Source organism: Bacillus sp. EKM501B (assembly GCF_011800505.1).
Classification (GTDB): Bacteria; Bacillota; Bacilli; order Bacillales; family Bacillaceae_G; genus Bacillus_A; species Bacillus_A cereus.
On the sequence record NZ_JAALFZ010000008.1, the window covers coordinates 1 to 13031 of the forward strand.

Sequence of the window (13031 nt, forward strand, 5' to 3'; positions counted from 1 at the left end):
AGAGCGTCGCCCAGGTGATGTGGCAGTATGTTTTGCTGATGCATCGAAAGCAAAGCGTGAATTAGGCTGGGAGGCAACACGCGGATTAGAAGAAATGTGTGCTGACTCTTGGAAATGGCAATCAAATAATAAAAATGGCTATTTAGAAGTTTAATGATGAATATAAAAAATGACCTTTGCATACAAGCAAGAGGTCATTTTTTATATTCATTTTCTACTAAGTTTATTAGCGAACCTAGAAAAGAACGTTCGCTGTTTTAAATGATATGATTTTACAATATCTTATGCTAGAAGGTAGTAGAATGAGATAGAGTAATGTATTATTTTATTAATTTTTTATGGGAATTGAAAGCGTATTATTGAAATGTATTCCAACACTTGTATCATTGCTAGAGTACGTTTATAATCAAGGAATCCTAGTTCATGTTTTGATAGGATTATTTATTATTGAAAGCGTTTTAAGTTCACTCCTTTTTTTGAGGTAGGAGGTCTGACTTATTTAGGTGAAAAATTATGTATGTAGTTTTAAATGGGAAGAAAAATAATATAAGTATCATTTTATAGTGTGGGGAGGTTAAAAGTGTGAAAGGTAAAGATTTTCACACGAATATATATGGGTTATGTAGGATTATTACTTTCAGGGGCAGCTTTATTTTTAAATAGTCTTGTTATATTAGGGAAAGCAGAGATGAAAAGTGCGGGTGTTTTTAATTTATTTGTGGGTGCACTACAAATTATTATTCCGTTTTATTTGATTATGATTTCTGACCAAAGCAATTGGACAGTGTATTCATATGCGGCTACTTTCTTATTTGGATTAACTTATTTATATGTAGGTGTTACTTTTATAAAAGGAATGGATAGTAGTGGTCTAGGATGGTTTTGTATTTGGGTAGCAATTATAGCCTTATTCTATATGGTTGTTTCATTTGTTCAATTCCATGATGTTGTTAATGCGTTAACGTGGTTTATGTGGGCATTACTTTGGTATTTATTCTTTGTATTAAATACACAAAAGAAGAACATTAATCAATATCTTGGAAGGATTGCCTTCGTACAATCATGGGTAACATTGACTTTACCTTCACTCTTTTATTTTATGGGAGTGTGGGGAGAGGGATTCGTATATGAATTATGGGTTTATGTATCTGTAATTTCTATTTTATACTTCTGTTATTGTATTTATAAATATCGAGTACGTTAATATATTATCTGTATAAAGGCATGGAATCGTTAAACGAATTCCATGCTTTTTATATGTTAGCACTTATAATAGAGAGGTAGTATTTTACAATTTGCTAAAGTGGGGATGATGAAGTTGAAAAAAGTATTGGTGCTAGGGGGAACAAGATTTTTTGGTAAACATTTAGTAGAAGCACTTTTGCAAGAGGGGCACGATGTAACGATTGCGACGAGAGGAATTACGGAAGATTCTTTTGGCAGTAGAGTAAAAAGACTTATTGTAGATAGGGAAGATGAAAAACAACTAGCAGAGCGTCTAGGAGATAAAAGTTATGATATTGTATACGATAATTTATGCTATAGCTCGAATGCAGCGAAGGTAATATGTGAAGTGTTACGAGGGAAAACGAAGAAATATGTTATGACATCTTCAATGGCCGTCTATGAACCTGCCCTAAGCTTATCAGAAGAAGACTTTAATCCGTACGAGTATGCAATCGCGTATGGAGATAGGAATGACTTCAATTATGGTGAAGGAAAGAGATTAGCTGAAGCCGTTGTATTTCAACATGCAACATTCCCGGTCGTTGCAGTGCGTTTTCCAGTTGTTATTGGAGAAAATGATTATACGAAAAGGTTACAATTTTACGTTGAATGTATTGTGAACCAAAAACCTATCGTTGTGGATCATGTAGATGGAACTTTGTCATTTATACATGAAAAAGAGGCAGGAGAGTTTCTAGCTTGGTGCGGAATGGCAAATGTGAGAGGACCAATTAACGCCTGTAGTAACGGAGTAGTTTCTATGGAAGAAATTATTCATTTCATAGAAGAGAAGACAGGAATAAAAGCACTCATTCAGAAAGCTGGGGGAAATATAGCTCCTTATAATGAGGTAACTAACTGTACGTTACATAATGGAAAGGCTCGTGAATTCGGATTTTTGTTCCGAGAGCTGAAACTAGAAATAAAAAATATTTTAAAACATTATATAAATACAATGAAGTAATCATAAATCCCCCGGTGGCAATCCGGGGGATTCTGGAGGATTTCGACAATACTGATTTTACATTACCAAATTTACCTTATACGTACGACTAATGTTTTTGTGATTGAATTGCTTGTAAATACTTCTCGTTTACTTGGTCCCAGTTTACTGTATGCCACCAGTTGGTAACAAACTCTGGGCGCCTATTTTGATACTTTAAATAATAAGCATGTTCCCATACATCAATTACGAGTAAGGGGATTTTCCCTTCTTGCAAAGGCGTATCTTGATTTGGTGTACTCATAACAGAGAGTTCCTCACCGTCAAGAACAAGCCATCCATAGCCACTTCCAAAACGACTAATAGCTGCTTTGGAAAGTTGATCTTTTAAGTTGTCAAAGGTATTGAAATAATAATCAATTACTTTTGCAACGTCTCCATTAGGCTCACCGCCACCTCGTGGGCTCATCACTTCCCAAAAAAGACTATGACAATAGTGACCACCACCGTTATTTCGTACAGCTGTAACAATTTCCTTCGGTAAAGCATCTAAATTACATAGCAATTCTTCTAAAGATTTATTATGTAATTCAGTATAATTTTCTAAAGTAGCATTTAAATTGTTTACGTATGTCGCATGGTGCTTTCCATGATGAATGGCAAGTGTATTGCTATCAATATGTGGCTCTAGTTCATCATAGTCATATGAAAGCTTTGGCAATTGAAATGAAGACATAACATTCCCTCCTTTCGACTTAAAAAAGTTGGTCTAGGTAAAAATACTTTACCTGAGTCAAAAATACACCCATTTTCCATATAAGTCAATAGTAATTCCATTAATTTTCTGAAAAATATTACAATAAAAGTAACACTCTCACTTTCATTTGTGACTCCTATCCTTTTTGCTTATACTGTAAAGTAGCAGGGTTTTGTTGAAATAGAAGGAGATTGTTTATGAGTAAAACGAAACAATTAATAGAGGAAGCAAGTAATTTTATTACGATTTGTTATAAGGAGATTCATAAAGAACAATTGATAGAAGAACGTATAAAAGAAATTCAAATTGAGATAGAGAAGACAGGGACATATGAGCATACATTTGAAGAACTTGTTCATGGTTCACGAATGGCATGGCGTAACAGTAATAGATGTATTGGAAGACTATTTTGGAGTAAGATGCACATATTAGATGCGCGCGAAGTAAATGATGAAGAGGGTGTATATAATGCATTAATTCATCATATTAAATATGCAACGAACGACGGAAAAGTTAAACCAACCATTACGATTTTTAAGCAATATCAAGGTGAAGAAAATAATATAAGAATTTATAATCACCAATTGATTCGATATGCAGGATATAAAACAGAAACGGGAGTGATTGGTGATTCTCATTCCGCTACATTTACGGACTTTTGTCAGGAGATTGGTTGGCAAGGAGAAGGTACGAATTACGATGTATTGCCACTTGTGTTTTCTATAGATGGAAAAGCGCCTATATATAAAGAAATTCCGAGAGAAGAAGTAAAAGAAGTGCCAATTGAACACCCGGAATACCCTATTTCATCACTTGGAGTAAAATGGTATGGTGTTCCAATGATTTCAGATATGCGTTTAGAAATTGGCGGTATTTCTTATACAGCCGCTCCGTTCAATGGATGGTATATGGGAACAGAAATTGGGGCGCGCAACTTAGCAGATCATGATCGTTATAATTTACTTCCGGCTGTTGCGGAGATGATGGATTTAGATACATCGAGAAACGGTACCTTATGGAAAGATAAGGCGCTAATTGAGTTGAATATTGCCGTACTACACTCCTTTAAAAAACAAGGAGTTAGTATTGTTGATCACCATACTGCTGCACAACAATTTCAGCAATTTGAGAAGCAAGAAGCTGCTTGTGGTCGTGTTGTAACAGGTAATTGGGTATGGCTTATTCCACCATTATCTCCAGCTACCACCCACATTTATCATAAACCGTATCCGAATGAAATTTTGAAGCCAAATTTCTTTCATAAATAATATTTAGTGTAGGTTTTTTCTGTGAAATATAATTTTTTAAAATTACTGTTATGTAGCAAATGGAAGCCTTTACTCTCGGTTATTTTTGGAAGAGGCTTTTTGAACCAAGGAGTTCCTTATGTTATAATCAAATTTCTGTTTCGAAGACCTTATAGAAATATAAGGTCTTTTGTTTTGCTTTTTTATGTAAGAGGAAGAGATTCTTTCTTTTTAATAAGGGATTTGGCATATTTTTAGGGACAACATAAGTATGTGGGAAGTCGATAAAATGTTATGCATATATAATTATTGTGTTTTGGTTTTAAACAATAAAACATAATAAAGTTGTTTTTTTAGATTGCTGAGGAAGGAGGAAGTGTAAATGAGGATGAAGAGTCGAAAAACTGATTGGCCTGTATTTATTATTAGTGGTGGTTCACTTTTATTATTTGTAATTGCAGTTTTTTTGAACAAGGATTATGTAGAGAGTGCGATTAATAAAAGTTTCGCTTTTTCAATTAAATATTTCGGTGCCTTCTGGCAAGTTTTATTATTAGGTACATTTATTGTTGCGATGTGTATGGCGTTCTCCAAATATGGGAGAGTTAAGCTTGGAGGATTAGAAAAACCTGAGATTAGTACGGCAAAATGGCTTGCTATTATTATGTCTACATTACTTGCCGGAGGTGGCGTTTTTTGGGCAGCAGCAGAGCCAATGTATCATTTGATGACGGTGCCACCAATACATGATGGTATATCTGCTGGAACGAAAGAAGCAGTCATGCCTGCTTTAGCACAAAGTTATATGCATTGGGGATTTTTAGCATGGACGATTTTAGGTACAATTAGTGCGGTAGTTATGATGTATGGACATTATCATAAAGATATGCCGCTAAAACCTCGAACGCTTTTATATCCTATTTTTGGGGAAAAATTAAGAAAGAGCCTGCTTGGAACGATAATTGATGCAGCTGCAATTATTGCAGTAGCTGCAGGTACAATTGGCCCAATTGGATTTTTAGGTTTACAAGCAAGTTATGGATTACAAGAATTATTTGGAATTTCTGATGTGTTTACTACTCAATTAGCAATTATTGTTTGTGTGGTGGCCGTGTCTACCATATCGGCAGTAACAGGTATTGATAAAGGGATTCAAATTATAAGTAATTTAAATGTTAGATTAGCAATTGTATTAATGGCATTCATATTACTATTTGGGCCAGGTGGATTTATTATTGATTCGTTTGTTTCTTCGTTTGGATTTTATGTAAATGAATTTATACCGATGAGCACATACCGTGGTGATGCAAGTTGGTTAGGATCTTGGACAATCTTTTTCTGGGGATGGTTTATTGGATACGGACCAATGATGGCAATTTTAGTGAGTCGAATTTCAAGAGGGAGAACGATTCGAGAAATCATCGTTGCAATTGGAATTATCGCACCTATTATTACAACGTTTTGGTTTACTATATTAGGTGGATCAGGCGTGTTTTATGAGTTGATGAATCCTGGGTCTATCTCGGACGCATTAAGTGAATCTGGTATGCCGGCAGCTATGATTGCAATTACAGGACAATTGCCACTTTCTAATATTATTGGACCAGCATTTCTTTTATTAACAATTTTATTTGTAGTGACAACAGGGGATTCAATGGCGTATTCCATTTCAATGGCAGTGACTGGAGACGGAGATCCTAGAATTAGTTTGCGAATTTTTTGGTCGCTTATTATGGGCGCAGTTGCAGCAATTCTTTTATATATGGGTGAAGGAAGTATTAATGCGCTACAATCGTTTATCGTGGTGACGGCAGTTCCGGTATCAATTTTGTTATTCCCAATGCTATGGTTAGCGCCTAAAGTTGCGGGAGAATTAGCATTAAAACAAGGTATTGTAAAAGAAGAAGATAAAACTGCATTCTTATTTCAGAAGGCTAGTAAATCAAAATAAATAAAAACGTAAAAGAGGAAGCATCTTAAATGAGATGCTTCCTCTTTTACGTTTAATCTAATACTTTTCCCTTTGTTTCTGGTACACATAGTAGCATTGTAATTAACCCGATTGGGTAGATGATAAAAATCAAGGACATTGCTCCAAGTAGGTTGCCACCTGTAGCGAGTAAGCCAATAATAACAGGCCCAAATCCAGCTAACCCACGTCCTGTACCGAAAATAAAGTTTTCAGCGGTAGAGCGAGCTTCAGCAGGATAGTTTTCAGCTAAAATTGCTCCAAATCCTCCCATCATTCCATTTGCAAAGAATCCAAGCAATGCACTTCCCCATAATAATAATGTTGAATCTGTGAATAAGAAGAAGTAAATGAGACAGTATACTGTACCGCCAATATAATAGATTGCAAAAGTTTTACGGCGACCAATTTTATCAGCTAGAATACCAAAGATTGCAATTCCAATTAGCATACCGATGGTAGAAATGAACATCCAGCCACTTGCTTTTGCTAATGTATAGTTATATTTATTTGCTAAAATAGTGGGCATCCATGTGAAGATTCCGTAATATCCGAAGTTTTGGATAAACGACATAATAATAAGACCAATTGTTGTAATTGTTACTTTTTTATTGGCAAATAACTTTCGAAGTGGGAATTTTTTTATATGTTTTAGTTGTTCTGCTTCAGTAGTTGTTAATTTACCTGTAGATTCTTTTTGCAACAGTTCCTTTTTGTAGCGTTGTTTTTGCTCCCATATTTTCGGTTCACTTAAACTTTTACGGACATAGACAGCTAGTAAAGCTGGAATTAATCCAAATAAGAAAACGGCTCTCCATCCAAAGTGTGGGACAATAAATGCTGGAAGGAGTGAAGCAATCAGTACACCAAATTGCCATCCAAGTGCAACAACAGATGTCGCTTTAGCTCGCATTTCTTTAGACCAGGTTTCTGTTACGATGGCCATTCCGATTCCGAATTCACCACCAACTCCCATTCCAACTAAAAAGCGCAGAATTAATAATTGCCAGTAGTCTGTTGCGAAATAAATGAGTGCGGTTGCTAGTGAAAACAGTAAGATTGTGAAGGCCATTGTACGAATACGGCCAAATAAATCAGCAATAAATCCAAATAAATAAGAACCAATTAACATCCCTATTGTGGTAGCTAATGTTAAGTTTCCACCTTCAACAGGACTTAAGTGAAACTCTTTTAAAATATAGACAAGTACGAAAGATAATAGCAACATATCTAAACCTTCTGCTGCATATCCTAGCGCAGAACCAAATAATGTTTTATATCTTTTCGCTTTCGTCTCCTCTGTTGTTTGTTGTACATCAGTAGTGACGTTCATTATTACTCCTCCTTATTTTCTACAGTCGCTATGGAAGAATAACAAAAGGCCTTCTCACCTGATATGATGAGAAGGCCAAAAAAGCATACGTATCCCCAAAAAAGAACATACGTATATTATATTCCGACTTCCTTCTCAACCTCACGGGGTTGGGTTAAAGGACTGTATTATATTACTTTATTTTTAGCACTCTTCTATTGTATTGTCAAATAAAGAGGAAGTTATTATGTGTAAAATATTTCGAAAAATATTTCGTTCTTCTTGACGCCGACTTCATTATTTTCCCATAATAAAACTAACTAAATAAAAAGGAATGAATCAAAGATGCTAAATTTAGTACTCATGATGATCGAACGAGTCGGACTTATAGTTATTTTAGGATTTTTACTCTCTCATATTAAAACTTTCAGACGCCTCCTTCATAAACAGGATGGCTATGTAGATAAGCTTAAGCTTATTTGTATTTTTTCGGTATTTACAATTGTAAGCAATTACACTGGGATTGAAATAGCAGGAAATACGATTATGAATGAAAACTGGTTACAAGGTGTTTCTTCTTCAAGTACAATTGCGAATACGCGTATTATGGGTGTTGGTATTAGCGGCTTACTTGGTGGCCCTATTGTAGGGGTTGGAGTCGGATTTATTGCTGGTATTCATCGTTATATGCTTGGTGGTACGACAGCGCTAAGCTGCGCAATCTCTTCTATTTTAGCTGGGATTATAACTGGTTATATCGGATATATTTTCAAAAAATATAATCGTACAATTACTCCTAAATTTTCAGCAGTTTTAAGTGTTTTTATCGTATCTTTAGAAATGCTTATGATTTTATTAATTATAGAGGATGGAATTAGCGTTGTGAAAACAATAGCGATACCAATGATTCTTGTAAATAGTTTTGGAAGTTTTATTTTACTTTCTATGATACAAGCTATTTTGCGTCAGGAGGAGAATGCAAAGGCACTTCAGACTCATAAAGTATTACGTATTGCAGATAAAACGTTACCGTATTTCCGCCAAGGTTTAACAGAAGAATCATGTAAGCATGTGGCACAAATTATTCACCGTTTTACAGGAACAGATGCGGTATCCTTAACAGATACAGAGAAAATATTAGCTCATGTTGGATTAGCATCAGATCACCATATTCCTTCACATAGTTTAATAACCGGTTTGTCGAAAGAAGTGTTAAACACAGGGAAAATAATGAAAGCGAAATCACGTGAGGTTATTAATTGTCAACATGAAGGCTGCCCTTTGCAAGCGGCGATTGTAATTCCACTAACTTCGCATGGAAATACGATAGGGACATTAAAACTCTATTTCAAAAATCCTAACCAGTTAAGTCGTGTGGAAGAGGAATTAGCAGAAGGGTTAGCAAAAATATTCTCCACGCAGTTAGAGTTAGGAGAAGCTGAGTTGCAAAGTAAATTACTTCAAGATGCGGAGATAAAAGCATTACAAGCGCAAATTAACCCACACTTTTTATTTAATGCGATTAATACAGTATCAGCTTTATGCCGAACAGATGTAGAAAAAGCAAGGAAGTTATTATTACAGCTTAGCGTGTATTTCCGTTGTAATTTGCAAGGGGCACGTCAGTTATTGATTCCACTAGAACAAGAATTAAACCATGTACAGGCATACTTATCACTAGAACAAGCAAGGTTCCCAAATAAGTATGAGGTAAAGATGTATATTGAAGATGAGCTAAAGACAACTTTAGTACCACCATTTGTTCTTCAACTATTGGTTGAAAATGCATTGCGACATGCTTTTCCGAAAAAGCAACCAGTATGCGAAGTGGAAGTGCATGTTTTTGAAAAAGAGGGTATGGTTCACTTTGAAGTAAAAGATAATGGACAGGGAATTGAGGAAGAACGTTTAGAACAATTAGGAAAGATGGTAGTTTCGTCAAAGAAAGGGACTGGAACAGCTTTATATAATATTAATGAACGTCTTATTGGGTTATTTGGGAAAGAAACGATGCTTCATATTGAAAGTGAATTAAATAAAGGGACGGAGATTACCTTTATTATTCCAAAAAAAGTAGGGGAGGAAGAGCCGGGTGTTAAAAGTATTAGTAGTTGACGATGAAATGTTAGCACGTGATGAACTAAAGTATTTATTAGAGAGAACGAAAGAAGTTGAGATAATTGGTGAGGCTGATTGTGTGGAAGACGCATTAGAAGAACTAATGCAAAGTAGACCAGATATTGTGTTTTTAGATATTCAATTATCCGATGATAACGGATTTGAAATCGCGAATATATTAAAGAAGATGAAAAATCCACCTGCAATTGTATTTGCTACTGCCTATGATCAATATGCGCTGCAAGCATTTGAAGTAGATGCGTTAGACTACATTTTAAAACCATTTGATGAAGAGCGTATTGTGCAGACATTAAAGAAGTATAAAAAACAAAAACAAGCGCAAATAGAAACGAAGCACGAAATAAAGGGGACAGATGTAACAGCAGAGATGCATAAATTAGCATTACCAATTGAAGAATCAATCGTACTTGTGAATATTGAAGATATTATATATGTAGGGCTTGTAGATGGGAAAGTAACAGTAAAAACAACGAGGGAAACGTATGTAACACATGATACACTTGTAATTTTAGAGAAGAGGTTACCACAAGCAAGCTTCATGCGCGTACACCGTAGCTTTATTGCGAATATTAATCATATTACTGAAATTCAGCCATGGTTTAATTCTACTTATAATTTAATCATGAAAGAAGGATCGAAAGTACCTGTTAGCCGTACATATGCAAAAGAACTCAAGAAGCTGCTTCGTATTTAAGAAGCAGCTTTTGTATTTCATCCTTTTATATTTGTAACTGATTCTGTATATTTGACGTTCTGTTATGTAAACGCTTACTTATACGTTTGTATCCTATACAATAAAGGTACCAAATCGAAAGAGGTGGCCAAAATGAGTACGAAAAAAGTATATAGTTTCTTATCACAAGCATTCATATTCTCAGCTATTATGTTAATTTCTAATATTATTGCAACACATTTACCAATTCCAATGCCTTCATCGGTAATCGGGTTAGTTATTTTATTTAGTCTATTATGTTTAAAAGTTATTAAATTGGAGCAAGTTGAATCACTCGGAACAGCTTTAACAGGTATTATTGGATTCTTATTCGTCCCATCAGGTATTTCAGTTATTAATTCTCTTGGTGTAATGGGGCAATACTTTGTACAAATTTTAACTGTAATTGTTGTAGCAACAGTTATTTTACTTGCTGTAACAGGGTTATTTGCACAATTTATTTTAGGAAAAGATGAAAAAGAAACAGAAGATACAAAAGAATTGAAAGTAGTAAATAAAGGACGCAAGCACGGAAAGGTTGCGTAACCATTGCATTTATATATTGTTAGGAGGTAATGAACATGGCAAGCACAATGACTCCATATTTCGGAATCGTCGTTTCATTAATCGCATACGGAATCGGAACATTATTATTCAAGCATTCAAAAGGGTTCTTCCTATTTACACCATTATTCGTAGCGATGGTATTAGGGATTGTCTTTCTAAAGGTAGGTAACTTTACTTTTGAAGAATATAATACTGGCGGAAAAATGATTAGTTTCTTCTTAGAGCCAGCAACAATTGCATTTGCTATCCCACTCTATAAACAAGTTGATAAGTTGAAAAAATATTGGTGGCAAATTTTATCAGCTATCGTGGTTGGATCTATTTGCTCAGTAATTGTCGTGTTCATTGTTGCAAAAGCAATCGGTTTAGATACAGCAGTAATGAATTCAATGCTACCACAAGCAGCAACAACAGCAATTGCGTTACCAATTTCAGAAAGTATTGGTGGTATTCCAGCAATTACATCGTTTGCAGTTATTTTCAACGCAGTTATCGTATACGCATTAGGAGCATTATTCTTAAAAACATTTAGAGTGAAACATCCGATTGCAAAAGGTTTAGCACTTGGAACAGCGGGTCATGCATTAGGAGTTGCGGTAGGAATTGAAATGGGTGAGGTAGAGGCAGCGATGGCAAGTATTGCTGTAACAGTAGTTGGGGTTGTAACAGTAGTTGTCATCCCAATGTTCATACCATTCATTGGATAGTAAAACTTACTTAAAAAACAAGAAAAGCAAGCTATTTGTAGGACAGATTTCTACTGATAGCTTGCTTTTTATGTTACAGTAGTGGTAAGACCTATTTAAAAAAATATAAGTTTCCTTAAATCTTCATTAATACTATGTAGAATACGTTTTGAATTAGGTCATTGTATTGTAAAATAAGAAGTAAGCTACTATATACCTGTTAAGGTAGGCATATAATGAGTTTATAAAAATCTTAATATGAATGAATAATTAAAAGTAGAAAAGAGAGAGAAATCTACTTATTAACGTTTTAGTTTATAGGACAGGAGAGAGTATTCGTCGATTATGCAAATAAAAAACCTGTTTCAAAGTAAAGGATTTCAGAGGTTACTCGTATTAGTAATACTTGCTCTCGTGTTATACGGGCTGCAAAGTATGTTGAATTTAATATTAATTACGTTTATTCTCACGTATTTAATGGATCGATTCCAAAAGTTTATTTCCCGCAAATTAGATCATTTCATGCCTATTAATCGAAAAATTATTATAGCATTTCTATATGTAATGTTAATTGGTGGAATTGCTATTACGCTATTTAAATATTTACCAGTATTGACGATACAAATTTCACAACTGATTTACCAATTCAATGTATTTTTAAGAAACCCACCAGATAGTGAACTAATTAAGTATGCAGTTAATGCTGTCAATCATATGGAGCTTTCTAAATATGTAGGACAAGGCGTAGACATTTTGTATAAATCGATTACGAATGTTGGTAAATTTGGCCTTCAGGTTTTACTTTCTTTAATTTTGAGTTTGTTTTTCTTATTAGAAAAATCTCGTATTGTTGGTTTTACTGCAAAGTTTAAAGAAAGCAGGCTTGCAATTTTCTATACTGAAATTGAGTACTTCGGAAAGAAATTTGCACGTTCATTTGGAAAGGTAATCGAAGCACAATTTTTAATTGCTGTTGTTAACTGTGTTCTTTCAGTTATCGCATTATGGATATTAGGATTCCCGCAATTATTAGGTTTAGCATTAATGATTTTCTTGCTTGGATTAATTCCAGTAGCGGGGGTTATCATTTCGTTATTCCCACTTTGTATGATTGCTTACAATATTGGCGGTATTATGTACGTTGTTTATATTTTAGTTATCGTAACAGTGATTCATGCGCTTGAAAGTTACGTATTAAATCCGAAGTTTATGTCGCAAAAAACAAATTTACCGATTTTCTATACTTTTATGGTATTAATTTTCTCAGAGCACTTCTTAGGTGTATGGGGACTGATTATCGGTATTCCAATCTTCATTTTCTTACTAGATGTTTTAGACGTGACAAGTGATGAAATGGAGAAGGATGTTGGAAAAAATAAAGTGAAGTAAGAAAAAGCATCGATGTTCGATGCTTTTTCTTTTATAACATTATGTTTCTTATGCCATACTGTAAGGAGAATATAGAATAGGGG

General features: G+C 34.6%; 12 protein-coding genes. 10 read left to right on the plus strand and 2 right to left on the minus strand.

Features of this window, described 5'->3' with window-relative positions; translation table 11 throughout:
- The 3 genes from HFD78_RS16295 to HFD78_RS16305 form a co-directional block, all read left to right on the plus strand.
- On the plus strand, positions 1–154 hold a 154-nt coding region (locus tag HFD78_RS16295), incomplete at its 5' end, for a GDP-mannose 4,6-dehydratase (protein ID WP_191968090.1).
- A 459-nt stretch (positions 155–613) separates the two neighbouring features.
- Positions 614–1204, plus strand: a complete 591-nt coding sequence (locus HFD78_RS16300) for an AmiS/UreI family transporter (protein ID WP_000542569.1) — start codon at positions 614–616, stop codon at positions 1202–1204.
- A 105-nt stretch (positions 1205–1309) separates the two neighbouring features.
- Positions 1310–2191 carry an NAD-dependent epimerase/dehydratase family protein gene (locus HFD78_RS16305; protein ID WP_033668094.1) on the plus strand — a complete coding sequence of 294 codons (882 nt, stop codon included), beginning with the start codon at positions 1310–1312 and terminating at the stop codon, positions 2189–2191.
- Positions 2192–2279: 88 nt separating this feature from the next.
- On the opposite strand, the gene sodA is transcribed toward HFD78_RS16305, so the two are convergent.
- Positions 2280–2906 (minus strand): superoxide dismutase [Mn], encoded by a 627-nt coding sequence (gene sodA, locus HFD78_RS16310; RefSeq protein ID WP_000094035.1) that lies wholly within the window; start codon positions 2904–2906, stop codon positions 2280–2282.
- A 218-nt stretch (positions 2907–3124) separates the two neighbouring features.
- On the opposite strand from sodA, the gene HFD78_RS16315 reads away from it, so the two are divergent.
- Complete coding sequence (locus tag HFD78_RS16315) at positions 3125–4195, plus strand: nitric oxide synthase oxygenase (protein ID WP_098006151.1); 1071 nt, start codon at positions 3125–3127, stop codon at positions 4193–4195.
- Positions 4196–4556: 361 nt separating this feature from the next.
- The gene (locus tag HFD78_RS16320) at positions 4557–6125 is read left to right on the plus strand and encodes a BCCT family transporter (RefSeq protein ID WP_058840410.1); all 1569 of its coding nucleotides are present in this window, start codon (positions 4557–4559) and stop codon (positions 6123–6125) included.
- A gap of 52 nt (positions 6126–6177) precedes the next feature.
- Here HFD78_RS16320 and HFD78_RS16325 read toward each other — a convergent pair whose 3' ends face one another.
- Positions 6178–7476 carry an MFS transporter gene (locus HFD78_RS16325; protein WP_061655698.1) on the minus strand — a complete coding sequence of 433 codons (1299 nt, stop codon included), beginning with the start codon at positions 7474–7476 and terminating at the stop codon, positions 6178–6180.
- A 324-nt stretch (positions 7477–7800) separates the two neighbouring features.
- Between HFD78_RS16325 and lytS the strand changes: the two genes are divergently transcribed.
- The 5 genes from lytS to HFD78_RS16350 all read left to right on the plus strand — a co-directional run bounded on the left by lytS (position 7801) and on the right by HFD78_RS16350 (position 12948).
- Complete coding sequence (lytS, locus tag HFD78_RS16330; protein WP_000933590.1) at positions 7801–9570, plus strand: two-component system sensor histidine kinase LytS; 1770 nt, start codon at positions 7801–7803, stop codon at positions 9568–9570.
- The gene (locus HFD78_RS16335; protein ID WP_191968091.1) at positions 9548–10288 is read left to right on the plus strand and encodes a LytR/AlgR family response regulator transcription factor; all 741 of its coding nucleotides are present in this window, start codon (positions 9548–9550) and stop codon (positions 10286–10288) included. Before lytS ends, HFD78_RS16335 begins: the two co-directional genes overlap by 23 nt.
- Before the next feature lie 132 nt (positions 10289–10420).
- Complete coding sequence (gene lrgA, locus HFD78_RS16340; RefSeq protein WP_000104901.1) at positions 10421–10852, plus strand: antiholin-like murein hydrolase modulator LrgA; 432 nt, start codon at positions 10421–10423, stop codon at positions 10850–10852.
- Between the two features lie 35 nt (positions 10853–10887).
- A complete protein-coding gene (lrgB, locus tag HFD78_RS16345) occupies positions 10888–11580 on the plus strand; it encodes an antiholin-like protein LrgB (protein ID WP_000168868.1) in 693 nt (230 codons plus the stop codon).
- A 324-nt stretch (positions 11581–11904) separates the two neighbouring features.
- Positions 11905–12948: an AI-2E family transporter gene (locus tag HFD78_RS16350; protein ID WP_001166010.1), complete on the plus strand. Its 1044-nt coding sequence runs from the start codon at positions 11905–11907 to the stop codon at positions 12946–12948.
- Positions 12949–13031 lie beyond the last annotated feature (83 nt).